Source organism: Paraburkholderia sp. SIMBA_030, assembly GCF_046535245.1.
Classification (GTDB): domain Bacteria; phylum Pseudomonadota; class Gammaproteobacteria; order Burkholderiales; family Burkholderiaceae; genus Paraburkholderia.
This window is the reverse complement of the sequence record NZ_JAWRXB010000021.1, coordinates 24,803-48,938: the sequence shown is the minus strand read 5'-3', so window position 1 is coordinate 48,938 and position 24,136 is coordinate 24,803. Positions and strand designations below refer to the sequence as shown.

24 protein-coding genes are annotated in these 24,136 nt (G+C 62.6%); 17 read left to right on the top strand and 7 right to left on the bottom strand.

Features of this window, described 5'->3' with window-relative positions; genetic code table 11:
- The first annotated feature begins 115 nt into the window (after positions 1-115).
- Positions 116-1,207, top strand: a complete 1,092-nt coding sequence (locus tag SB772_RS30320; protein WP_410836848.1) for a hypothetical protein — start codon at positions 116-118, stop codon at positions 1,205-1,207.
- Between the two features lie 77 nt (positions 1,208-1,284).
- Here the strand turns inward: SB772_RS30320 and SB772_RS30315 are convergent, their stop codons facing one another.
- From SB772_RS30315 to SB772_RS30305, 3 genes are all read right to left on the bottom strand, one after another.
- Positions 1,285-2,457: a YncE family protein gene (locus SB772_RS30315; RefSeq protein ID WP_410836847.1), complete on the bottom strand. Its 1,173-nt coding sequence runs from the start codon at positions 2,455-2,457 to the stop codon at positions 1,285-1,287.
- A gap of 59 nt (positions 2,458-2,516) precedes the next feature.
- Positions 2,517-3,344, bottom strand: a complete 828-nt coding sequence (locus SB772_RS30310; protein WP_410836846.1) for a creatininase family protein — start codon at positions 3,342-3,344, stop codon at positions 2,517-2,519.
- Between the two features lie 159 nt (positions 3,345-3,503).
- Positions 3,504-4,385, bottom strand: a complete 882-nt coding sequence (locus SB772_RS30305) for a LysR family transcriptional regulator (RefSeq protein WP_410836845.1) — start codon at positions 4,383-4,385, stop codon at positions 3,504-3,506.
- Positions 4,386-4,550: 165 nt separating this feature from the next.
- On the opposite strand from SB772_RS30305, the gene pxpB reads away from it, so the two are divergent.
- The 5 genes from pxpB (at position 4,551) to SB772_RS30280 (ending at position 8,932) form a co-directional block, all read left to right on the top strand.
- The gene (gene pxpB, locus SB772_RS30300) at positions 4,551-5,318 is read left to right on the top strand and encodes a 5-oxoprolinase subunit PxpB (RefSeq protein WP_410836844.1); all 768 of its coding nucleotides are present in this window, start codon (positions 4,551-4,553) and stop codon (positions 5,316-5,318) included.
- A complete protein-coding gene (locus SB772_RS30295; RefSeq protein ID WP_410836843.1) occupies positions 5,315-6,265 on the top strand; it encodes a biotin-dependent carboxyltransferase family protein in 951 nt (316 codons plus the stop codon). Before pxpB ends, SB772_RS30295 begins: the two co-directional genes overlap by 4 nt.
- Before the next feature lie 266 nt (positions 6,266-6,531).
- Positions 6,532-6,672 (top strand): hypothetical protein, encoded by a 141-nt coding sequence (locus tag SB772_RS30290; RefSeq protein WP_410836842.1) that lies wholly within the window; start codon positions 6,532-6,534, stop codon positions 6,670-6,672.
- 375 nt (positions 6,673-7,047) lie between these two features.
- The gene (locus tag SB772_RS30285) at positions 7,048-7,701 is read left to right on the top strand and encodes a peroxiredoxin (RefSeq protein ID WP_410836841.1); all 654 of its coding nucleotides are present in this window, start codon (positions 7,048-7,050) and stop codon (positions 7,699-7,701) included.
- Between the two features lie 160 nt (positions 7,702-7,861).
- A complete protein-coding gene (locus SB772_RS30280; RefSeq protein WP_410836963.1) occupies positions 7,862-8,932 on the top strand; it encodes a rhodanese-like domain-containing protein in 1,071 nt (356 codons plus the stop codon).
- A gap of 41 nt (positions 8,933-8,973) precedes the next feature.
- Here the strand turns inward: SB772_RS30280 and SB772_RS30275 are convergent, their stop codons facing one another.
- The gene (locus SB772_RS30275; RefSeq protein WP_410836840.1) at positions 8,974-10,377 is read right to left on the bottom strand and encodes a PLP-dependent aminotransferase family protein; all 1,404 of its coding nucleotides are present in this window, start codon (positions 10,375-10,377) and stop codon (positions 8,974-8,976) included.
- A gap of 420 nt (positions 10,378-10,797) precedes the next feature.
- Here SB772_RS30275 and SB772_RS30270 point away from each other — a divergent pair, with 420 nt between their 5' ends.
- The 10 genes from SB772_RS30270 (at position 10,798) to SB772_RS30225 (ending at position 20,077) form a co-directional block, all read left to right on the top strand.
- Positions 10,798-12,027: an NAD(P)/FAD-dependent oxidoreductase gene (locus SB772_RS30270; protein WP_410836839.1), complete on the top strand. Its 1,230-nt coding sequence runs from the start codon at positions 10,798-10,800 to the stop codon at positions 12,025-12,027.
- Between the two features lie 130 nt (positions 12,028-12,157).
- Positions 12,158-13,309, top strand: coding sequence for a branched-chain amino acid ABC transporter substrate-binding protein (locus tag SB772_RS30265; protein WP_410836838.1), 1,152 nt, complete (start codon positions 12,158-12,160; stop codon positions 13,307-13,309).
- Positions 13,310-13,518: 209 nt separating this feature from the next.
- Complete coding sequence (locus tag SB772_RS30260) at positions 13,519-14,262, top strand: DUF3348 domain-containing protein (protein WP_410836837.1); 744 nt, start codon at positions 13,519-13,521, stop codon at positions 14,260-14,262.
- Positions 14,263-14,272: 10 nt separating this feature from the next.
- Positions 14,273-16,369, top strand: a complete 2,097-nt coding sequence (locus SB772_RS30255) for a DUF802 domain-containing protein (RefSeq protein WP_410836836.1) — start codon at positions 14,273-14,275, stop codon at positions 16,367-16,369.
- Positions 16,366-17,013, top strand: coding sequence for an OmpA family protein (locus SB772_RS30250; RefSeq protein WP_410836835.1), 648 nt, complete (start codon positions 16,366-16,368; stop codon positions 17,011-17,013). Before SB772_RS30255 ends, SB772_RS30250 begins: the two co-directional genes overlap by 4 nt.
- Positions 17,006-17,677 carry a DUF2894 domain-containing protein gene (locus tag SB772_RS30245; protein WP_410836834.1) on the top strand — a complete coding sequence of 224 codons (672 nt, stop codon included), beginning with the start codon at positions 17,006-17,008 and terminating at the stop codon, positions 17,675-17,677. Before SB772_RS30250 ends, SB772_RS30245 begins: the two co-directional genes overlap by 8 nt.
- Before the next feature lie 54 nt (positions 17,678-17,731).
- Complete coding sequence (locus tag SB772_RS30240) at positions 17,732-18,067, top strand: ArsR/SmtB family transcription factor (protein WP_410836833.1); 336 nt, start codon at positions 17,732-17,734, stop codon at positions 18,065-18,067.
- Complete coding sequence (locus SB772_RS30235; RefSeq protein ID WP_410836832.1) at positions 18,064-18,525, top strand: SRPBCC family protein; 462 nt, start codon at positions 18,064-18,066, stop codon at positions 18,523-18,525. The genes SB772_RS30240 and SB772_RS30235 overlap by 4 nt, the downstream gene beginning before the upstream one ends.
- Before the next feature lie 88 nt (positions 18,526-18,613).
- Positions 18,614-19,243: a glutathione S-transferase family protein gene (locus tag SB772_RS30230; protein WP_410836831.1), complete on the top strand. Its 630-nt coding sequence runs from the start codon at positions 18,614-18,616 to the stop codon at positions 19,241-19,243.
- Positions 19,244-19,294: 51 nt separating this feature from the next.
- Positions 19,295-20,077, top strand: a complete 783-nt coding sequence (locus SB772_RS30225; RefSeq protein WP_410836830.1) for a DUF899 domain-containing protein — start codon at positions 19,295-19,297, stop codon at positions 20,075-20,077.
- Between the two features lie 82 nt (positions 20,078-20,159).
- On the opposite strand, the gene SB772_RS30220 is transcribed toward SB772_RS30225, so the two are convergent.
- The 3 genes from SB772_RS30220 to SB772_RS30210 form a co-directional block, all read right to left on the bottom strand.
- A complete protein-coding gene (locus SB772_RS30220) occupies positions 20,160-20,738 on the bottom strand; it encodes an NnrU family protein (protein ID WP_410836829.1) in 579 nt (192 codons plus the stop codon).
- Between the two features lie 183 nt (positions 20,739-20,921).
- Entirely contained in the window at positions 20,922-21,701 is a 780-nt protein-coding gene (gene surE, locus SB772_RS30215) for a 5'/3'-nucleotidase SurE (RefSeq protein WP_410836828.1), read from the bottom strand.
- 131 nt (positions 21,702-21,832) lie between these two features.
- Entirely contained in the window at positions 21,833-22,423 is a 591-nt protein-coding gene (locus SB772_RS30210; RefSeq protein WP_410836827.1) for a methylated-DNA--[protein]-cysteine S-methyltransferase, read from the bottom strand.
- A gap of 272 nt (positions 22,424-22,695) precedes the next feature.
- On the opposite strand from SB772_RS30210, the gene SB772_RS30205 reads away from it, so the two are divergent.
- The gene (locus SB772_RS30205) at positions 22,696-24,036 is read left to right on the top strand and encodes a leucine-rich repeat-containing protein kinase family protein (protein WP_410836962.1); all 1,341 of its coding nucleotides are present in this window, start codon (positions 22,696-22,698) and stop codon (positions 24,034-24,036) included.
- Positions 24,037-24,136: the final 100 nt, after the last annotated feature.

Genomic DNA, 24,136 nt, shown 5'->3' with positions numbered 1-24,136 from the left:
ACAACGTGTCAAGCAACGTTCAGGTGGGTGCGATCCTGCCGCCGAATTGCGGGAGCACTCAGGGAGGGTGTAGCGCGGCTACTGGCGCGCCGAACGACGGCACTTATCCCTACGTGTGGAACAAAGCGTCGACCGCAATGGTCATTTCCGCTTTACCGGGACGAATGCGTATAGCGGCAACAATGGACGCTCTGCGATCCTGAATAATCGCAATGGCCAGGATGTTTTCTACACGGCCGGCAACGCGGGTAACGGTGCCAACCCTCAACCCGTCGGTGTGATTCTCGGTGCCGGCGCGCAATTGATCGACCCGGCGAAACAGCATGAGGCGCAGCAGGATCCGGGGACGCCTGCGCCGGTCGCCAGTTTTTCGGTTACCGAACTTGGCGCGTCGGCGGACAAGATCGGCAAGGACGATAACTTCCGCGGCATGACGGTATTCAACAACGTCCTCTACTTTACGAAGGGCAGCGGCAGCAACGGTGTGAACACGGTGTACTTCGTCGATACCACGGGAACGGCATGCCCGTCAGGTGTCGGTGTGCCGTCCGCCAATGCGACCTTGCCCAGCAAGCCGCTTGCTTACGACGCCGCCACGCTGCAGACCAGCGGACTACCGAACAATATGTGCGTGCTGGCCGGCTTCCCGTCGACGCCCAACAAAAAAGCGACTTCGCTTTCCTACCCATTTGGTCTCTGGTTCGCCAATGCCACGACGCTCTATGTGGCCGACGAAGGCGATGGCTACACCGGCGGCTCGGACCTTTTCACGCATGCTGGCGCGCAGACAGGCGCCGGTCTGCAGAAGTGGGTGTACAACGCCGGCGCGAAAAAGTGGACGCTCGCGTACACGCTTCAGGCGGGTCTGAACCTGGGTCAGCAGTACACGGTGCCCGGCTATCCGAGTGGTTCCAATGCGGCGACTGGATTGCCGTGGGCACCGGCAACCGATGGCCTCCGGAACCTGACCGGCCGTGTCGAAGATGACGGCACGGTCACTATCTGGGCGATTACGTCGACCGTCAGCGGTAACGGCGATGTGGGTGCGGATCCGAATAAGCTGGTTGCAATTCGCGACATACTCACGAATACGAGCGCTTCCGGTGCGGCTCGCGAGAAATTCGTGGCGTTGCGCAGCGCGGCCTTTGCGGAGGTGTTGCGTGGGGTTTCGTTCACGCCGGGGACTGAAGGGGATCAGCGTTTCTGAAGCGCCGGTAGCGTGACGAAGTTGAGCCGCAGCGCATGAAAATGTATGCGGCTCAACCGGTCGTCACGCGTCACGGGTCAACGCATGTTGCCGGTGTGGCCCAGCGAATAGCGCCCGGGCTGTGGCCAGACGGTGAGGCCGTGCGGTTCCGCGCCGACCGGAATGGACCTGACCGCGCCGGTGGTCGTGTCGATCGCGTAGACCACGTCGTCGAACCGGCCGGACAGCCACAACATCTTGCCATCCGCGCTGACGTTGCCCATATCGGGACTGCCGCCGCCCGGAATCGGCCAGTTCGCGACGACCTTGCGCGTGGTGAAGTCGATGACCGACACGCTTCCCTTGCCGTGGCGCGGTCCGTGGATCAGATTGGAGCCCCGATTGGCGACGTACAGTCTGGTGCCGTCCCGGCTCGGGTACAGGCCGTGTGTACCGACGCCGGTCTTGACGAAACCGATCTTCGCGAAGCTATCGCCGTCGACCATGAATACGCCGTCGGCCATCATGTCGGCGATATAGAACACCTTGCCGTCCGGCGAGACGCGAATATCCTGCGGCATGCCCTTTTTGTCGAGTTGAAGGTAGCCCACGACCTTGCGGTCGACAAGATCGATCTTCGCCAGCTTCCCGCCGAATTCGCAGGTAAACAGCGCGTACTTGCCGTCAATCGAAAAATCAGCGTGATTGATACCCTTGCACTCCGGTACGGAAAGGCTGGACTTCAGCGCCATCGTATGCGGATCGCGAAAGTCCAGCCGCGCGTGCGCTTCCGCTACCACGATCGCTTCCTTGCCGTCCGGCGTGAAGTACATGTTGTAGGGATCGTCGACCATGACCGCCTTGCCGGGTTTTCCGGTTTTAGGATCGATCGGCGTCAGGCTGCCATCGGGCCGGCCTTCCGCATTGTTGGCCACCCACAGTGTCTGCAGATCCCACGCCGGGACGACGTGCTGCGGGCTGAAGCCGACGTGGAAACGATCGACCACCTTGAACGTCGACGGATCGATCACATAGACATCGTTCGAACGCAGATTGGGCACATAGACCCGTGGCAAGGCGCCCGACACCGCTGGACTGAGGTGGCCGGTGCCTGCTTCGCTATAGAGGTTGCCGGCATTCACCACGGGCGGCATGCCGGCTACCGTGGCAACTGCCGGTGCGGCGGACACAGCGCCGGCCAGGCATAGGCCGGCCAACGCGGCGCCGATGGACGAGGCAAGGCGTGACAAACGACGCGAACACGAATGCATGTCGGCTTCCATTATCGAGGGAGGTTGTTGAAAACAAAGCCTGGACGCCGGCGAATCCGTCAGCGGCCGGCGATTTCTTTCCTGAGGCCGTCAATTGTCTGCGACACGATCGCTTCGATGCCCAACTGACCGAGTTCGACGCTCGAGCGACGCGGATCGCCCCCGTAGACACCATCGGCGGCCCCGAGTTTCGGGCCGCTTCGCAGGTGCTCCAGCCGCACCATCTGCGGCGCGACCGCCAGCAACAGCGACGTATCGGCGAGTCCCGCGTGAGTCCCTATCTCGTCGTCGCGGTAGCCGTGCTGGCGCAGGATTTGTGCGTATCCGTCGGAGCTGGCGCCGTAATATTCGGGCGGCACGAATGCTCGCGCGCCGGAGCCGGCCCATGCCTTGTTGAGCTGGGCTACCGCCCGCTTGATGTCGTTCTGATAGCCGCCGTGATCACCGAGAAAAACGATGTTCCTGAAGCCGTGGATCTTGAAGCTGTTGGCGGCGGATTCCAGGGTCTTTTCAAACACGTCGTCGGGCACCGTGATCGTGCCGGGAAAACGCATGTGCGAGGTCGGCGGCGCGTAGCCTCCCTCGGGCACATAGGCAATGACTGGTGCGACGAGCGCGTTGCCCAGGCCCTCTGCAATGCGCTGGGACACCGCCTTCACCCGCGCATTGTGCTTGCCGAGCGCAACGTCCGGCCCGCTTTGCTCGGTTCCGCCGATGGGAATGATGATGGTGGTCTTGCCCGCGTGAATCTGATCGCGCAGCTCGGTCCAGGTGAGGTCCTCCAACTGCACCGTCTTAGGTGTCTGCGCGAGGACAGCTTGTTGAGTAGCGACAGTAGTGACAAGCAACATGACAGAAGCGAAAGCTCGCCGTAGGGTGAGGCGCATCCTGAATCCTCGAAGGAAGGGGGAGTGAGTATGGGAGAGCAGTTTACGGGAGCTTGGCCGACAAGGGAACGTCTCTTCCGTGATCAGGCTCAATGAGTCCGTTGGTGACTGGATCGCTAGCGTAGTACGTATTCGTCCCTCAGCCACGACGACGCATCTTCAACGGGTGCGCCCGATTCCGTCGACCGCGGAACACAGGCAAGCCGAAAACCGCGCGATCGCGGGTTGCTGATGTTGTGTGCCTCGCTGAACAAGTCCAATTTCACGGTTGAACGTGTCTTCCCCCAAGGACAGCGCGACGACGTTGTCAGGCAGGTGGAGCGCGGCAGCCTCGGGAATCAGCGCAATGCCGACGCCGTGAGAGACGAGTCCCACGATTCCCTGCAGTTCATCTAGTTCGACCACGTCGTGCACCGTGACCCGAATCCTTCTCAGGAAACGATCGACAAGCCGGCCCCCGAAGGAATTCCGGTCGTACCTGACAAACGGTTCCGTCTTCAGCAGCGTGCGCCATGGCTGATCCGCAAGCTCGCGGGGAACCAGCAGCGCAAAGGCCTCCGTAATCAAGGTGCGCCACTGCAACTCGGCGGGCAATGCGAACGGCGGTTTGATGATCACCGCGACATCCACCTCGCCCGAGTCGACCTGTGTCAGCAGGTTGAGCGACACACCGGGGACGACGCGAATCCTCCATCCGGGTGAATGCCGCCGGAATTGCTGAATCGCGCCGATGAGAAACGACGCCTGCGCCGATGCAATGGCGCCGATGCGCAAGATGCCGGAGTGTTCCGCATCGCCGCCTTTCTCCGCCAGCCGCGCATAAGCGGACAGGACGTCTTCAGCCAGTTTGACCGTTTGCTTGCCGGACTCGTTGAGTGTCGCGGATCGGCCCGTGCGATCGAAGAGCGCAAATCCGAGGTCTTCTTCCAGTCGCTGAATTTGCGCGGAGACGGCTGACTGCGTCAGCCCGATATGAGAGCCGGCACTGGCAAAGGTGCCGTAACGCACGACAGCCAGGAAGGTTTTGAGCTCTCGCATCATGGGTTTATTGATCGAAATTATTGTTGATGAGGGTCAAAATATATCGCTTTTGCACTATTTTTGTCATCCCTAGACTGCCCTTCATGGCGTGACCTCCGGGTCGTTCCAGATGTTCCGTTGCGCCGCTGATTGCGCCGAACTCTGTCCTGAAGCTGGATCTGCCCCATGAAAAGCGAGCCTTTCCTGCCGGAAGTTGTTCCTGAGTGTTCATGGTCGCTCTTTCCGTCGGGCGAGAGCCTTCTGATCATCGACGTGGCAGGCGCCGACCGCGTCGAGCAGAATCGGCGGGCGCGGGGCTTGGCGGCGCGCGTCGCGGCCGCGCAGCTCGCCTTTGTGATCGACATCGCACCTGCGATGACGACTGTCGGCATTCACTATGCGCCGTCGCGCGTTCCGCTTTCGCATGAAACGCAGGCGCCTTACGACGCGCTGGCGAAAGTGGTGGCCAACCTGCTGGAAGGCGTATCCGCAGCGCAGCCCGAGTCGGCGCGCGTCGTGGAAATCCCCGTGTGCTATGGCGGGGAACACGGACCGGATCTTGAAGAAGTGGCGCGCTCGTGCGGTCTCGCCACCGACGAAATCATCGCGCTGCACAGTGGCTCGCTGGTGGACGTGATGCTGCTCGGCTTTGCTCCTGGGCATCCGTACATCGGCATGTTCGACGAACGCCTGTCGCCGGCCCGGCGCGCGACACCTCGCATGGCGGTCGCTCCCGGTTCCATTGGTCTCGCCAACCGGCAAACCGTCATCTATCCGATGACCCTGCCGGGCGGCTGGAATCTGATCGGCCGGACGCCCTGTCTGATGTTCGATCCGTCGCGCGATACGCCGTGTCTTGTGAACGCGGGCGACCGGATCCGCTTCATGCCGATCACGCCGGCGCAGTTCCAGGCGTATGGGCCGGCGAGCGGGCGTGCAGAGGAGGCGCGATGAGCATCGAGGTCATCAAGCCGGGGGCGTTGAGCACTTTTCAGGATCTTGGCCGCGTCGGCCATCAGCATCTTGGCATTCCGGTCAACGGTGTGATGGATGAACGGGCGCATCGGCTGGCCAATGCACTGGTCGGCAACGCGCCCGTTACGCCGACGCTCGAAATTACGCTAATGGGGCCGACGCTCAGATTTCACGAGAAGACAACGATTGCGTTCTGTGGCGGCAATCTCGACTGCCAGCTCGACGGACAGCCGCTCTTCAGCAATTGCTCGTTGAATGTGCCGGCCGGCTGCGAGATATCGTTTGGCGATCGCCATGCAGGGCTGCGTACCTACCTCGCCGTGCGCGGCGGCTTCTCGATCGAACCGGTCATGGGCAGCACGAGCACGTTTGCACGCGGCGGTTACGGCGGGCACGCCGGCCGGCCTTTGAAGAAGGGCGACATGCTGTTCACTCAGGAAAGCGCGACGTGCCGTAGCGTTTCGCTCTTCCCGGAAACGGTTTTCGCCGAAGACGTGCTGCTATCGAATGACGCGCCGATCAGGATCACGCCGGGGCGCGAATGGCGGTATTTCACGGCGGACGCAAGGCGGGCGCTCGAGCGGGAACCGTACCGGATCACCGCGCAGTCCGACCGCATGGGCTATCGCCTGCAAGGCCCTGGACTCGGTCTCATCGAACCTCGGGAAATGGCGTCCGAAGCAGTGGGTTTCGGCGCGATACAGGTGCCCGCCGATGGTCAGCCGATCGTCCTGATGGCGGACCGCCAGACGACCGGCGGCTATCCGAAGATCGCGCACGTATGCGCCGTCGACCTGCCACGTCTTGCCCAGCAGATACCCGGCGACACCGTGCGCTTCGAGCTGGTCGATCTCGTAGAGGCGCAGCGCCTCCTTCTGTCCCAGCAGCGTAGCTTCACGCAACTGGAGCAACTGTGCCGCGCGTGATCGCGATCTGAGTCGTCGCTTCGAGAGCGGCTTCACCCGCGATCGCGGCGGGACGTAGTCCATCTTTCATCCTCACAATGGAACGCAAATGCCCCACGTCCCAACCGCCACTTTTGACGCAGACATCGCGCCCGCCTCATTTTCGACCAAACACGTCGCTCGCAAGGCCGCGACCGCTGCGGCCGCCGGAACCGCGATCGAGTACTACGAATTCGGCGTCTACGGTTGCCTTCAGCTTCAATTTCGGCGCTATTCTTGGCGGCGGCGTGACGCCTTACATTGCGACCGCGCTGATCGGAAAGACCGGCAATCTGCTGAGTCCCGCGGTCCTGCTCGTCGGCGCGGCGGCCATCGGTTTGCTGACGCTTGCGAGGACGCGCGAAACAGCGGATTCCTCCTTGCTGTAAAGGCAATCGCACTGTGCGAACTTCAACCCGATATCAACCCGCTCCAGCTTGAAGACGCTGATTCGGTAATATCGGCCCCGTTGCCAGCATCCCGTCGCCGCAACGGCAGACGGGTTCGTCCTGCATTGCACGATAGCCGCTATGAAAGTCTTATTTTGTTCTACGCTATAGACGCGACCTTCCGCATCACGGCGTTTGGAACCAGGCGCTGAATCCGCTGCGTTCGCGGATGATTCTCCCGCGTAGTGCCTGATGAGCAGTCCGGCGGTCGATCGTAAATCAAACGAATCATCTGACTACAACCCAGGCAGCCAGGCGCCGTCGCTCCGACAGCGGCGATGTCACCTTGGCGCAACCGTCACATGGAGGATAAATATGTCGATTCGATTAGGAGAAGAAGCGCCCGATTTCACCGCCGAAACGACCGAGGGGACGATCCATTTTCACGAATGGATCGGCGACCATTGGGCGATCCTGTTCTCGCATCCCAAGGATTTCACGCCCGTTTGCACCACCGAGCTGGGATACATGGCGGGACTCAAGCCGGAGTTCGACAAGCGCAACACCAAAGTGATCGGCCTCAGCGTGGATCCCGTCAGCGATCACCAGAAATGGGTGAAGGACATCGAAGAAACGCAGGGGCACGCAATCAACTACCCGTTGATCGGTGACGGGGATCTGAGCGTCGCGAAGCTCTACGACATGATTCACCCGAACGCGAGCGGCGGCGCGCGCACCGCGGTGGACAACGCGACGGTGCGCTCCGTGTTCCTCATCGGACCCGACAAGAAGGTCAAGGCGATGCTCGTGTATCCGATGAGCGCGGGCCGCAATTTCGACGAGGTGCTGCGTCTGCTCGACTCGCTGCAGCTCAACGCGAAGCACACGGTGGCGACGCCGGTAAACTGGAAACCGGGCGAAGACGTCATCATTCCGACATCCGTTTCGGACGATGACGCAAAGAAGAAATATCCACAGGGCTTCAAAACCCTGAAGCCGTATCTGCGGTACGTGCAACAACCGCGGTAGCGGCCTGGCTGAACGGGGCGGCGAGTGCCGGGCGATTCGAGGCCGGCGCCCGCCGCGAATCCTGCTAGTCCTGCTGCTTGCAGGGCGGTTTGGCGGCGCCGGTTCTGTCTACCGCCGTCCTCAAATGGCTCGCAGGCGCGGGCGACGGAGCGCAATCGTGCTGATTTTCCGGCAATTATTCGACCAGCAATCTTCCACCTACACGTATCTTCTCGCCGATAGCACGACGGGAGAAGCCGTGCTGATCGATCCGGTATTCGAGCAGGTACGCCGGGATACGGCACTGATCGACGAGCTTCGATTGCGTCTGCTTTATACGATCGACACCCACGTCCACGCCGATCACGTGACCGGTGCGTGGATGCACAAGCGCCGCGCGGGCAGCCAGATTGCGATATCGGCCGCGAGCGGCGCAGAGGGCGCAGACCGCTACCTGAGTCACGGCGACCGATGCGGATTCGGCGCACGGTACCTGACCGTGCGAGCAACACCTGGTCATACCAATGGATGCATCAGCCTCGTGCTCGACGACGAGAGCATGGCGTTTACCGGCGATTGTCTGTTGATCCGCGGAACGGGCCGCACGGATTTCCAGCACGGCGACGCGCGCTCGATGTTCCAGGCTATCCACCAGCAGATTTTCACGCTGCCCGACACGTGCCTGCTTTATCCGGCCCACGATTATCGCGGTCTGACCGTCACGAGTGCGGGCGAGGAGCGGCGCTTCAATCCGCGTCTGGGCGGTGCACTCTGCGAGGAGGATTTCGCCGTCTATATGACGAATCTGTGCTTGCCGCATCCGAGGCAAATCGACGTAGCCGTGCCGGCGAATCTGAAATGCGGTGTCGCCATGAACGATCCCACGCAAATGGCCGAACCCGGCTGGGCGCCGTTGACCTACACCTTCGCGGGCATCTGGGAAATCGATCCGCAGTGGCTCGAGGAAAATCCCGGTTCGGTCCAGATCGTCGACGTGCGCGAGCCCGCCGAGTTCGACGGGCCGCTAGGGCATATTCCTGAAGCCCGGCTCATTTCACTTGGCGAACTGGCCGGGCGCGCCGGCGAGTTCGCGCGGGAGCGCCCGATCGTGACTGTCTGCCGGGCTGGCGGACGTTCAGCGCAAGCTACCGCAATCCTGCGGCAGGCAGGATTCGAAGCCGTCGCCAACCTGGCCGGCGGCATGCTTCGCTGGCGTGCAGAAGGCCGCACCGTCGAGAACGGCAGCATGTAGCCGCCCTTCGCCATATCGGTTTAGTCAGCGGTTCGCCGGGATCAGATCGTCCCGAACAGCGCTCGCGGGCGGTCTTTGAGTGTCCCCGTCAAGAGACGTAGCGCGCTCACCAGTTGATCGCGGCTCGCCGCGCATGCGAGGTTGATCCGCACGCCGTGCTCGATTTCAGACCGGTCGACGGCAAACGCCGACGACGGCATCACCACCACGCCGCGCGCCTTTGCATTCGCGGCGAAATCATCCGCACGCCAGGGCGGCGGCAACTTGAGCCACACGAACATGCACGCCGGATCGGTCTGCACCCACTCCTGCGGCAGCAGCTCCCGCGCGAGATCCTGGCGCGCGCGAATTTCGGCGAGCTGCGCGTCCATGATGTGGCGCGCGGTGCCGTCCTCGATCCAGATCGACGCGATCAGCATGGACATCGGCGCGGGCATCCATGCGGTGGTGCGCACTGCCTCCGCGCAGAGCGCGGAACTGTCCGGCGGACTGAGCAGATAGCCGAGCCGCAACCCGGGCGCGAGGATCTTCGAGGTGGCACCGATGTGAAACGTCAGTTCCGGACAAAGGCTCGCGATCGTCGGCAAGCGCTGCGACACCAGCGGCCCATAGACGTCGTCCTCGATGATTGTCACGCCGTGCCGGCGAGCAATGTCGGCGAGCGCCATGCGGCGTTCGAGACTCATCGTCGTGACAGTCGGGTTCTGCAGATTCGGCACCGTGAAGATAGCCTTCACCGGCATACGCCGGCATGCGGCTTCGACCGCGTCGGTCAGCAGACCGTCGCGGTCGCTCGGAATGCCGACGATTTCGAACTGGAAAACCGGCGCGAGCGCTTTCAGCCCGTAGTAGGTGAGTTGATCGGCGAGGATCACGCCGTCCGTGCCGATCAGGCTGTTCAACACCGCATACAGGCCGTGCTGCGCACCGCTTGTCACGACCACGTGATCGGCCGCCGGCGCAAAGCCCGGCGCGGCGATCCAGCGCGCGCCGGCGGCACGCGCCCATGATGGCCCCTGTGGCGGCTGGTATTCCTGCAGTTGCGGGTAGCGCGGGTCCTGCGGCAAGTCCGCGAGCGTGCGCGCGAGGCAGGTGAGGAATTCGCCGGTGGCCGGCCGGTTGACGGTCAAATCGATCGCCGCGTTGCTCGCCGCGTGCGTGGGCTCGACACTCGGCATGGCGCCGCCCGTGACGAGCGAGCCGCGCCGTTTGCTGCCGATGACCAGCCCGCGCAACTGCAATTCCTTGTACGCGCGCGACACCGTCGATACGTTGATGCCCAGCTCAGTCGCGAGTTGCCGCTGTGGCGGCAGACGGCTGCCGGGCGGATAAACGCCGCTGCGAATCTCGTTCTCGATCGAACTGGACACCTCGACATACGTGGAGCGCTTCGCCCGCGTCGGCGCACCGTTGGCGCGTTGCGCCGCGTCTTTGCCAGAAGCCATAAGTCAGATTGTCTCCATACAAAATCGTCTTTGTCCGCAGTTTTGCGGATGTGTGCCGATTCTATACCACACAAGCCCGACTGTAAGCCTCAGCCAGCGGGGTTCCCGGTAGATGGCGGCCAACCCGGGACACGCCGCAAGTACTGCGCCAATGCCCATCCAGGGAAAGTGCCAGGACCACACAAGACGCGTTTTAATTGCACACAAAAAAATATTGTGTGATTCTAGATGCCAGAGTTTGTCCGGTGGCGTGTGCTGAGCGTGCTGTGAAGCGCCGGCCGGGCAGCGTCCACGATCTGTCAGCAGGAGTGTTTCGATGAGCTTTCCGCAGTCCGCCGCGCCTGAGGCCACCCCGAAACGCGGCGCCGCCACCGGATATCTCGCGCGGATCGGCGCACCAACGCTGGAAGGGCACAAGTAATGCCGGACATCGCTATCGTCGGAGCGGGATTCATCGGCCTCGCGAGCGCTGCGTCGCTGATGCGCGACGGCCATCGCGTCACGCTGTTCGATCCGTGCGGCGTGGGGCAGGGCGCGTCGTTCGGCAATGCCGGGACGTTCGCGCACTACGCGTGTATTCCGGTGAACAACCCGTCCGTGTTCCGCGATTTGCCGCGCTTCCTGTTGGCGAACGACAGTCCGTTCAGGTTGCGTTGGCAGTATCTGCCGCAGCTGGCGCCGTGGCTCGTGCGCTTCATGATGAGTTCGCTGCCGCGCCGTTATGCAGCGAGCGCCCATGCACTCGCCGCGCTGCTCGCTCATGCGCAGGACGGTTACGCGCCGCTGCTGGCGGATGCGGAACTGGCGCGTTTCGTACGGCCGCGCGAGTGTCTTTATCTGTATTCGAATGCCGCTTCGTTCGACGCCGCGCGAGCCGCACTCGATCTGCGCCAGAAACTCGGCGTCGCGTTCGACGTGCTTGCCGGCGACGACATTCGCGCGCTCGAACCTTCGCTGGCGCCCATTTTCGAGCGCGGCGTGCTGTTCCGCGATAGCTGGCATTTTTCCGATCCGCATGCCTTCTTGCAGGCGCTTTATGAACGGCTCGCCGCGCAAGGGTTGCAGATGCAGTGCTCGGCGGTCAGCGCAGTGCAGCCGTCTGCCGATGGCGCGAGCCTGACGGTCGACGGTGTCGCGCGACGTTTCAGTCACGTCGTGATCGCGACCGGCGCGCGTTCCGCGCAGTTCGCCAAACAATGCGGCGATGCGGTGCCGCTCGATACCGAGCGCGGTTATCACGTGCGCTATCCGGGTGCGCAGCAACTGATCTCACGGCCGGTCGGCTGGGCCGAGCGTGGCTTTTACATGACGCCGATGAGCGACGGGATTCGTGTCGCGGGGACGGTCGAACTCGGCGGCTTCAGCGAGACGCGTAATCGCTCGTTGCTCGACCTGCTGACGTTCTCGTCGAAGCGCGCATTGCCCGCGCTCGATAAGCCCGATAACAGTTGGCTCGGCTTTCGCCCGACCTTGCCGGACGGTGTGCCGGTGCTTGGACGCTCGCGCGCAAGCGAACGCGTGATTTACGCATTCGGCCACCAGCATCTTGGGTTGACGCTAGCCGGAGTGAGCGGGCGTATCGTCGCCGACCTGATCGCGCGGCGTGCGCCGCCGCTCGATCTCGCGCCGTACGCGGCCACGCGTTTTTAGATTTTGCTGCGGTTTTCGCAGCACAGGTTCAAGTTTTATCGCAGGCATCGCAGGACGGTTTCGACGCGTCGCGCATCGGACCGGTCGATCAACACAACGCGCGACGTTGACTTCTCGCAAGGAGCGCATCATGAATCGCCGCTATTGGCTTTTGAGTCTGGCCGTCTTCGCACTCGGCACGCACACGCCGTTTTCGTGGGCCGCCGATCCTGAAGTCGTCAAGATTGGATTTGTCGGACCGTTGACCGGCCCGGTTGCTCGCGTCGGCAAAGATTTGCAGTACGGCGCGCAACTGGCGCTCGATGAAGAGAATGCCAGGCATCCCACGGTCGGCGGCAAGCCGGTCAAGTTCGTGCTCGACGTTCAGGATGACCAGGCGGATCCGCGCGTGGCGATTCAGGTCGCGCAGAAACTGGTCGATGACGGCGTGGTCGGCGTGATCGGCCACTACAATTCGGGATGCAGCATTCCGGCCTCGACGGTCTACCATCAGGCGAACGTCGCGATGATTACGCCGGGTTCGACCAATCCGCAACTGACCAAGCAGGGCTACAAGAACGTGTTTCGCACGATGGGGCACGACGGCATCGGCGGCATCGTCGCGGGACATTTTGTGGTCGAGCAGATGAAGGCGAAGCGCATCGGCATCATCGACGATCGTACGGCATTCGGGCAAGGACTCGCGGATGCGTTCGAAAAAGGCGCCAAGGAAGCGAACGGCAACATCGTGGGTCGCGAATTCACCAACGACAAAGCCGTCGATTTTCGCGCCATCCTGACGACGCTCAAGAGCAAGAACGTCGATCTGATTTTCTTCGGCGGTCTGGATGAACAGGGCGCGATGCTCGTCAAGCAGATGCGTTCGCTCGGCATGCAAGCACAGTTGTTCGGCGCGGGTGCGTTAAAGAGCAATGCTTTCCTGCAGATTTCCGGCACGGCAGGGGACGGTACGCAGGATCTGGAGCCGGGGCCGGCGCTGGATAAACTGCCTGCCGCGCAGGAGTTCGGCAAGCGTTACAAGGCGCGCTTTAACCAGGATGTCGAACTGTATGCGCCGTTTGCGTATGACGCCGCGCTCGCCATGATCAAGGCGATTCACGGTGCCGATTCGCTCGATCGCGCAAAGATTGTCGATAGTCTCGCGAAGGTCAACGTGACGGGCGTGACGGGCAAGATCACGTTTGATCCTTATGGCGACCTTATCAAGCCGCCCTACACGCTGTTCCAAGTCCAGCAGGGGCAGTGGAAGAGCGTCAAAACGGTGGGGGGGAGCGGCGTTTAGTTTGTTCGAGAAGCCATGGAAGAGTGAGGGTGCCGTCGGCGTCGTATGCGAGCGCGCTTATTGGTACGCGCATCGAGGCCGCTTCCGGTGTGCTTGCGCCGGTCCTATCGGCCACGCTGTAAATCCGCGCTTACCGGCCCCCACTCATCAAGAGTCAGCAGCCATCGCCCGCCGGCGTGTAAACTGCTGACTTTTTTGATTCTGGTGGTATGGTGCAAGCCCCCCAGCGCACAGCTTTCAGCGGCCCGACGCTCATTCGCTTACTTGCGCGCCTGACGGACATCGATGTTCCCGGATCCGGACAATCGCTCTCGGACCGGCTGAGCCAATGGCTCGGCTGGACCGACGCGATCGCGCTGTCCACGGCGCTGAACGGCAATCCGCCTGCCGCAGCCTCCGGCGCGCGAGCCAAAAGCCACGCCGAAGAGAACGAGTGCGCCCGTGTGCGCACCTCGTTGGCGAATGCCATCGCCGGCGACAGCGCGTTCGCCGCCGCCAAGCGGCGCGGGTCCGCGCAAGCGCCCCTGCAGGACGCCCTTGTGGATGCGGCCGTCGATTACGCGGTTTTTCGTCACCGCTATGTCTCCATGCAGCAGGCGATGGAGACGGGCATCGGCAACCTGCGCGGCCGTCTACGGGGAATGCTCGCGACCAGGACGCCCGGCATGGCCCGGCTCGCGGCAGTGGATGCCGTCATGGAGCGCGCGCTGAGCGCGCGCGAGCAGAGTCTGCTGGGCGCCGTGCCCGGCTTGCTCGGCGGGCATTTCGAGCGTTTGCGCCAGGCCGGGCTGGAGACGCCGGCCGACGCTCAAGCCTCCGGGTACGCCGCAACGGTCACGCCCAATGCATGGCTGGACGTGTTCCGCAAGGATATGCAGAGCGTGTTGCTCGCCGAATTGGAAGTTCGTTTTCAACCGGTCGAAGGGTTGCTCGCGGCCCTTCGCACTAGCTAACTGGGACGCTATGTCCAGAAATCTTTTGAATCTTGTTGTTTTTGTTGTTGGTCTGGCTGCTGTGTGCTGGATCGGCGTCGGCTACGTCGGCTCGAACCCGCTGGCGCTGGCTGTCACTCTGTTAGTTGGCGCCTGCTATCTGGCGGGCGCGCTCGAACTGCGACGCTACAGCCAGGCCACTTCCGCCCTGGCGCGTATCGTTACGGGGCTGACCGAACCACCGCCCAGCTTGGGCGCCTGGCTCGACCCGTTGCATCCGAGCCTGCGCAATGCGGTGCGCCTGCGCATCGAGGGTGAACGCGTGGCCTTGGCCGGCCCGGCGCTGACGCCGTATCTAGTCGGCTTGCTGGTGTTGCTGGGCATGCTGGGCACGCTGCTCGGCATGGTGGCGACCCTGAGGGGCACCGGCATGGCGCTGGAAAGCGCGACGGACTTGCAGGCTATCCGGGATTCGCTGGCCGCGCCGATCAAGGGGCTGGGATTTGCGTTCGGCACCTCGATTGCGGGCGTGGCCACATCCGCCATGCTCGGGCTGCTTTCCGCGTTGTGCCGGCGCGAGCGGATCCAGGCAGCGCAGATGCTCGACGTGAAGATCGCGACGACCTTGCGCATCTACTCGCAGACCCATCAGCGCGAGGAAAGCTTCAAGCTTCTGCAGCGGCAGGCCGACATGATGCCCACGCTGGTCGACCGGCTGCAGACGATGATGGCGGCTATCGAACAACAGAGCCAGGCCTTGAACGAGCGGCAGATCGCCAGCCAGGACGCCTTCCACGGCAGGACAGAGGCCGCTTACACCCGCCTCGCTGCTTCGGTGGAGCGTTCGTTGAATGAGAGCGTCGCCGAAACTGCCCGGGTCGCCGGCGCGGCGCTGCAGCCGGTCGTGGAAGCCACGATGGCGGGTCTCGCGCGTGAGACGGCCTCGTTGCACGACACCGTCACGCACGCGGTGCAGCGGCACCTGGATGGGCTGTCGAGCGGTTTCGAGGCGACCACCACGACCGTCGCGGATATCTGGAACCAGGCATTGGCGGGGCACCAGCGATCGAGCGAGGCGCTTGTTCAGGACCTGCGCACCTCGCTGGATCGCTTCACCGAAACCTTCGAGCAACGCTCGGCCGGCCTGCTGGACAGCGTCTCCGTGCGCCTGGAAGCCACCGCGGGCAATGTGTCGGAGGCGTGGAACCAGGCGCTGACGCGGCAAGAGCGCGTCGGCGAGAAGCTGGCAAGCCACAACCAGCAAGCCTTGGCGGCCGCCGCAGCAACCTTCGAGCAGCACTCGGCGTCGCTGCTGCGCACTGTGGGCCAGTCGCATGAAGACCTGCAGGCGGAATTGGCTTCGCGCGACCAGCAACGGCTGGCGGCGTGGACCGGGACGCTCGGTGCAATGGCTGCTACGTTGAGTCGCGAGTGGGAGCAGGCCGGCACGCGCACTGCAAGCCGCCAGCAGGAAATCTGCGACACGCTGGCGCAAACCGCACGCGATATATCGGCCCAGATGCAGGCGCACGCCAGCGATACGATCGCCGAGATCTCCCGGCTCGTGCAAGCCGCGTCGGAAGCCCCTAAGGCCGCGGCCGAAGTCGTCGCCGAACTGCGCCAGAAGCTCTCCGACAGCATGGTCCGCGACACCGCGATGCTGGAGGAGCGCAGCCGCCTGCTGGCAACGCTGGAAACCCTGCTCGATGCCGTGAACCATGCCTCCACTGAGCAGCGCTCAGCCGTCGATGCGCTGGTCGCGACGTCGGCGGATCTGCTGGATCGTGTCGGCACGCGGTTCACCGACAAGGTCGAGCTCGAGACCGCGAAGCTGGGCGCCGTCGCTGCTCAGGTCACCGGCAGCGCGGTCGAGGTGGCGAGCCTGGGTGAAGCATTTGGCGTGGCCGTGCAGTTGTTCGGCGAGTCGAACGACAAACTGGTGGCTCACCTGCAGCGTATCGAAGCCGCGCTGGACAAGTCGCTTGCGCGCAGTGACGAACAGCTTGCCTACTATGTGGCGCAGGCTCGGGAAGTCATCGACCTGAGCATGATGTCGCAGAAGCAGATCGTCGAAGACCTGCAACAGCTCGCCGGCCAGCGGGCGTCCGCCGGAGCCGAAGCGGCATGAGCGAAGAAATCGACGGCGGCGCGCAGACGACCGCGCCGATATGGCCCGTCTTCGGCGACCTGATGTCGGTGCTGCTGGGCGCCTTCATGCTGATCCTGGTGGGTGTCATCGGCGTACAGCTGGAACTCTCGACAAGGCTTGCGCAAGAGGTCAAGCAGCGGCAGCTGGAAACGCAGCGCCGCAAGACCCTGGAGCAGGCACTGGCAGGGCCGCTGGCGGCGGGCCGGGTGACGCTGGTCAACGGGCGCATCGGCATCAACGGCAGCGTGTTGTTCGCGCTGAACTCCGATCAATTGCAGCCCGAAGGCCGGGAACTACTGAAGAGCCTGGCCGGGCCTCTGTCCAGTTATCTCAAGGCCCGCGACGAAATCCTGATGGTGAGCGGCTTTACCGACGACCGGCAAGTGCGGGACGGCAACCATCGCTTTGCCGACAACTGGGAGCTGTCGGCCCAGCGCGCGTTGACCGTGACCCGTGCGTTGATCGATGCAGGCGTCCCCGCCTCCTCGCTGTTTGCGGCCGCGTTCGGTTCCGGGCAGCCCGTGAGTTCGAATGCCAACGACGAGGGACGGGCCAGGAACCGGCGTGTTGAAATAGCACCTGTCCCGAGGCCGTCGACCGCGACGGTGAAGCTCCGTGGGTAGTGGTGGACGGGCTGCGACAAGCGCCGCCCGGGCGAAGCTCGACGCATGGCGCGAGCAGGGCGCCGATCGCCTGGATCCCATGCGCTTTCATTTCATCGAGGCACTGGACCGGCGGGCGGCCCGCCACAGTGGCGAGGCGCGACGTATCCTGGATGCCAGGCTGTCCAAACTGATCGAGGCGTATGCCGACGATCTCGAGCGCGCCGCATTCAAGACTCGCGATGCCGGCCGCGTCGCATCGCCAGGCGAGCCCGCTCGCGGAGCGCTTGCCGGACTGATCGACTACATCGCCAGCCATGCGCCGGCGGATGGCGGCGGGTCCGCAGCGGGTCACGTTGCCCCGGCCATGCCCCGGTCCGCCTCGTACCCGGAACTGGAGATGCTCGATTACTTCAGGGAAGTCTCGTCCAAGGTCAGGGCGGAGCGGCAGGTGCGGCAATCGCTGGAGCAAGTGCCCGGGAATGCGGGGCCGCTCAACTCGAGTAGCCTGGTGCACCGGTCGCTCTCGCTGATGCGTGAACTGTCGCCAGGTTATCTCCAGCAGTTCCTGTCGTACGTCGACGCCTTGTCGTGGATGGAGCAGATGAACGGCGGCGTCTTGGCAAGTAAAGACGCGCCTCGCGCCGGGAGCGCCAGAAAGAGTGCCCGGGGCAAATCACGCTAGCGGCGTGAGCGCGAATGCCTTGACAGCGCGCAATCATCGTCTATAGTTCACCATATGGTGAAGTCTCCTGTCAATCAACTCGATCGTACGTTTTCGGCTCTTGTGGACCCCACACGGAGGGCGATTCTCGCGCGTCTGGAGCAAGAGCCCGGCATGTCGATCACGGAGATCGCTCGTCCGCTGCCGCTCAAACTCCCCGCGGTCATGAAGCACCTCGACGTGCTGAGCGACGCGGGTCTGGTGTCGCGCACCAAGCGTGGACGAACCGTTTCTGTGGAATTGATCGCAGGCCCAATGGAAGAAGCGATGGCCTGGCTAAAGCGCTACGAGCGTTTCTGGTCCGCCAGCCTCGATCGGCTCACCGACTTTGTGGAGGAGGACGAGGAATGATCAAAGAGCAGCCGAGCCTGACCATTATCCGGCGCATCAAGGCGTCGCCGGCAAAGATCTACGCAGCGTGGACCCAGCCCGAACTGATGGCGCGGTGGTGGGGGCCTGACGGTGGGCCGGTGCTCAGCGCCGAAAGCGACCCGCGCGTCGGCGGGCGCTTTCGCGTCGTGTTTCAGACGCTGGACGGCGAAACGCACGATTGCCGCGGAGAGTACAAGGAAGTGGAAGTGGACCGGAAGCTCGTCTTCACCTGGGAGTGGGTCACCATGCCCGAGCGCCGGTCCCTCGTGACGATCAGGCTGCGTCCTGTCGCGGAAGGGACCGAGCTCAATTTCACCCATGCCCAGTTCTTCGACGAGGTCGCGCGCGACAACCACTACGTCGGCTGGAACGGCGCGTTCGACAAGCTCGAAGCGTTCCTTGCCGAAGTGAACGAGGCCGGTGACGCAAGCGCATAAGAGCGTGTCCCGGCGACACGTCCTGCGGTCCGCTACGCCAGGCCGCAAGACTTGATCTTCAAATCAGACGCAACTCATGTCGAGGTCGATGATGAAGCTTTATTACGCTGAAACCCTGGCTCCCCGAAAAGCATGCACTGTCGCCAAATATCTCGGCGTACCGGTGGAGTATGTCTTTGTCGATCTGAAGAAAGGCGAACATACCGCGCCGGCCTATCTGGCGATCAACCCCAACGGCAAGGTGCCGTGCCTCGTGGATGGCGACAAAAGCATCTGGGAGGCCGACGCGATCATCTGCCATCTGGCGCAGCGCTCAGGCTCCAGTCTTTGGCCAGGGGACGCGCGCCAGACTGATGTCGTGCGTTGGCTCAGCTGGAATAGCCAGCATTTTTATCGGCATGGCGGGTCGCTTTACTTCGAACACCTTATCAAACCGCAGTTCGGACTCGGCGACCCCGACCCGTCGGTGGTGGCAGAAGCGCAGGGCATGTTCCAAAAGTTTGCCGGCGTACTCAATCAGCATCTCCGGGGCCGCAAGTGGCTGGTCGGCGATGACCTCACGATCGCCGACTTTTCCGTCGCCGTGACCCTTCCCTACGCGAAACGGGCGGCGATGCCTCTGGAAAAATTTCCGGAGGTGCAGCGCTGGCACGAGCAACTCAGCGCAATCGACGCGTGGCGGGATCCGTTTCCGGCGAGACAAGCCGCAAACGCATGAGTTTCTGCCCGGCTGGTCCTAACCCGCGCTTACTTTGCAAAGGATTGGAACATGGATACGCACAGTGTCGTGTCACCTGACGAATGGATGAAGGCGCGGATCGCATTCCTCGTCAAGGAAAAGGAACTGACGCATCGCAAGGACGCGCTGGCCGCCGAGCGGCGCGAACTGCCATGGATGAAAATTGAAAAGGAGTACGTATTCGATGGGCCCGACGGACAGATTACGCTTTCGGATCTGTTCGACGGACGCAGCCAGCTCTTCATCAAGCACTTCATGTTGGGTCCCGGCGTCGAGCACCAGTGCGTCGGATGTTCGCTCGAGGTGGACCACATCGATCCGCTGCTGCCGCACCTCGAGAACAATGACGTGAGCTATGTCGCCGTGGCGCGGGCGCCAATCGCTGAAATAGAGGTAGTGCGCAAGCGTATGGGATGGCGCTTCCGGTGGGTGTCTTCCTCGCGCAGTGACTTCAACTACGATTTCAACGTGTCTTTCACAGCCGGGCAGGTCGCTTCAGGCAGAGCGCTCTATAACTTTCAGCAGGCACCGGACTGGGCTGCAGGACTGCAGGATCTCTCCGGCGATAGCGTCTTCTTCAAGAATGCGGCTGGTGAGATATTCCTGACCTATTCGACGTTCGGCCGCGGCGGCGAGCAGTTCCTTGGGATTTACGGGTTTCTGGACGTGATGCCGAAGGGCCGCAACGAGAACGGTCCGTTTCACTCTCTGGTCGATTGGGCCCGACCGCACAATATGTATGGCCAGGGCGGAGTAGTCGAAAACAACGGCCGCTATCATGCCCCGGCATGCGCCTGCGGCGCTCCTGAATAGGCTGAGCGATGTGCTGCGCGATCGTTGCGCTGGCGATGACCTTGCCCTGAAGGAGCCATGAGGCGCATGATGACGGCGTTGCCTACCCCATCGGCCGCACGCCGAACAACCACCCGTGAAGCACAAACGCAAACAACGCCCATGCAACAAGTCCGGAGACGATCACGATGCCGTCGCGTGCCACGTTTGCCGGCGGATACGTCGTCCCTGCCCGCAGGTCGCGTCGCCGCGCGGCGAGGAAATCGAAGATTGCCCAGAGCAGGAATGCGCCGAACAGCACCACTGCCGACAGCGTACCGGTTGCCAGCAAATGTGCGAAGGCCCACAGCAGCACACCCAGAACCATCGGATGACCGAGCAGCGTTTTGAAGTGGTTGTTCGGGACGTGCGCGGCAGGCAGCAGGATAAACGCGACGGCGACCAACGGTATTGCAACGTGCCGTGCCCATATCGGCGGCGTCCATATCGGTACGGGATGCGCGCGCGCCAATCCATAGCCCCAGACGATCAGCACCAGCCCGATGCCCGAAACGATCGAGTAGATCGCCTTCCAGCGCTTCTCGCCGACGCGTGCGATCTGCGCGCTGCGCCAGTCTTCGGCGAAGATGCGTACCGAATGCACGCCAAGAAAGAGCAACAATCCCAGAATGAGTATCGCCATGTCGGACTCCACCGTGGATCGAGTTCAATTCGGTTTGTCGTAAGCGGGTGGCATATCGCCAACTTTCGGCGCCAGCCGTGAAAGCAGATCGCGATGCAATCACTCATCGCAGGCAATCGTGCTTCGTAGCAAGCATAGGCGATTTTTACGCGCGGAGCTTGAGCATGGCATTCGGGCCGACCATCACAACAGCGATGCAGCGAGCTTCGCGAAAGTGCGCTCATCCGTGCGATCGAAGGAAAGCGGCGTCACCGACACGCGGCCCGAGGCCACCACAGCCGTTTCGCTATCGGGGTCGTTCGTGCGCGCGCCGCGTTGGAAACGCAACCAATGGTAGGCCATGCCGCGCGGATCGACCTGCGGCAGCACCTCGATATCTTCGACGAGTCCGACGCCTTGCTTCGTCGGCGTGAGCGGGCCGGCCGCCGCCGCGTCGACATCGGGGAAATTGATGTTCAGGCAGGTCGGCACTTCATGTTCGATCGCGAGCAACCGACGGATCACATCCGGTGCCAGCGCACGTGCGGTGTCCCAGCGCACGTTGTCGCGATCGCTGAAAGTCTGGCTCAAGGCAAACGACGGCAGGCCCAGTAACAGGCCCGTCATTGCCGCGCCCACCGTGCCGGAGAACAGCGTCTCCACGCCGAGATTGCCACCGCGATTGACGCCGGAGAGAACGAGCGTCGGCGGCGCGTCACGCATCAGATGACGCACGCCCATCACGACACAGTCGCCGGGCGTGCCCACGACGCCGAAACGCCGCTCGCCCTGGCGGCTGACCCGCAGCGGCGAATGCAGGCTGATCGAATTCGACGTGCCGCTCTGATCATGCTCGGGCGCGACCACCCAGACTTCGTGTGCGAGTTCGGCGGCGACGGCTTCGAGCACGGCGAGACCGGGCGCGTCGATACCGTCGTCGTTCGTCAACAGTACGCGCGGCACTTTGGCTTCATAGGCAGACATCGCAGCAAGCTCCTCTCGATAGGTAAGGAAAGTTTCATTGTGAGCGTGGTGGTCCCCGGGGGACAAGGCGGAATGCGCTCATTGTGAACCATGCTTTATACACGTGCGTTCTGTGGCCGCAAACGCGTTGCCTACCCGCCGCTGCCGAACAGCGACGGCTGCTTCTCCGAGCGTGGCGATTGCCTTGCGGGTTGCGCCGGCGCCTCCTCGTTTTCAACGGCAACATTCATGTCCAGCGAAGTCTGTCCGGATTCGAGTGACAGCAGAAACTGTTTGTTCGCCAACCCACCGGCGAAGCCCGTCAGATCTCCGGAAGCACCGATCACGCGATGACAGGGCGCGACGATCGAGAGTGGATTTTTGCCGTTTGCCGCACCCACTGCCCGCACGGCTTTGACGTCGCCGATTTGCACGGCGATTTCCTTATAGCTGCGCGTTTCGCCGAACGGAATCGTCAACAACGCCTCCCAAACCTTCTTCTGGAAGCCGGTTCCTTCAAAATCGAGTGCCAGGTCGAACCGGTTCCTCGTGCCGGCAAAATATTCGTTCAGTTGCCGCTCGGTTTCGACGAGGATCGGCCGATCATTCGCTTCGACCATCGCGTGTAGACGCACGCGGTTCGGCTTGTCGTTCTCCCACAGAATCGCGGTCAACCGGTCGCCGTGTGCAACGAGCTTCAGCTTGCCGACGGGAGAATCCATCATCTTGTACGCGTAGGTCATTTCGCTTGACTCCTGAGCTAGTCGGCGGCGCAGATGGCGGGCCGCCAACGCGGGTTCGCGAACCCGCTATGAAATAGTGCCGATAATCGCTAATTTAAACCACAGATTGTCTGAGGGCGCTTCGGAACTTGCTATTCAATGCCTCGCGTCTGTCTTCAGCGCGTGTCCGGGTGGATGCGATACTCGTCAATCCATGACTGTGCGCGCCGCAGATTAGAATCGATACCTTGGGCACGACGCTCACCGGCAACCCGGATATCTTCTCTACGACTGTGACAAACACACTTGAACAACTGCGGGCCGGACAACTGACGGGGACTCGCCGACTTAAACTGGCCTGCGGGCTGAGCGAATTTCCACGCGAGATTTTCGATCTGTCCGACACGCTGGAAATCCTCGACCTGTCCGGCAATGCGCTCTCGACGCTGCCCGCGGATTTGGCGCGGCTGAGCAAGCTGCGCATCATCTTCGCCTCTGACAACCGGTTCACCGAATTGCCGGAGGTTCTGGGGCAATGCTCGCAATTGAGTATGATCGGCTTCAAGGCAAACCGCATACGCGAGGTGTCGGGCAGATCGCTTCCCGCTCAACTGCGTTGGCTGATCCTGACCGACAACGAGATTGAAGCGCTGCCTGCCGAAATTGGCAACTGCACGCAGCTACAGAAGCTGATGCTCGCCGGTAACCGCTTGCAGACGTTACCCGAGACGTTGGCCGCCTGCTCGCGGCTCGAACTCCTGCGTCTCGCGGCCAACAAGCTAAGCGGCCTGCCCGCGTGGTTGTTGCGTCTGCCGCGGCTTTGCTGGCTTGCGTATGCCGGCAATCCGTTTAGCGCTGCGCTGGAGACCGCAGCGCTGACCGACACGCCGATCGCCGGGATTCGCTGGGACACATTGAAACTCGAGGATCAGCTGGGCGAGGGTGCGTCCGGCGTCATTTACCGCGCGGCGTTCATTCGGACTACTGGGAACGCGTCTCAACCCATTGCAGTCAAGCTGTTCAAAGGCGCGGTAACCAGCGACGGTTTGCCGGACTGCGAGATGGCAGCTTGCATCCGTGCCGGCGATCATCCGAATCTGATTCCAGTGATGGGCAAGGTGAAGGACCATCCGACGGGCGCGCACGGGCTTGTCATGGAACTGATCGATCCGGAATTCAGAAACCTTGCCGGGCCGCCGAGCCTCGCGTCGTGCACGCGCGACGTCTACGGGCCGGACGCCCGTTTCGACCTGACTTCTGCGTTACGCATTGCACATGGCATTGCTTCGGCAGCTTGCCATTTGCATCTGCAAGGCGTCATGCATGGCGACCTGTACGCCCACAATATTCTGCACTGTGGGCAAGGCCGCGCATTGCTGGGCGATTTCGGCGCGGCAGCTTTCTATGCGCCCGACGACCCGGCGCTTGGGCCTGCGCTTCAGCAGCTCGAAGTTCGGGCGTTTGGTTGTCTGCTCGAGGAATTGATCGATCGATGCGATCTGCCGGAGGAACAGCAGGGCATCGTGGCGAAGCTCGATAAGCTGAAGGCGGATTGCATGAGCGAGGACGTGGGCAGCAGGCCGTTGTTCGATGAGATCGCCTCCGGTTTGTCCGCGCTGACGGCTTCGATCTAAATGCGCTAATGCTGCATGGCTCCTTCAGTCGAATCAGTACAATAACGAAGCGTTTTTATGTGAAGGCGCGGCGATTGTCCGTCAGCCAGGGTCAGGAGGG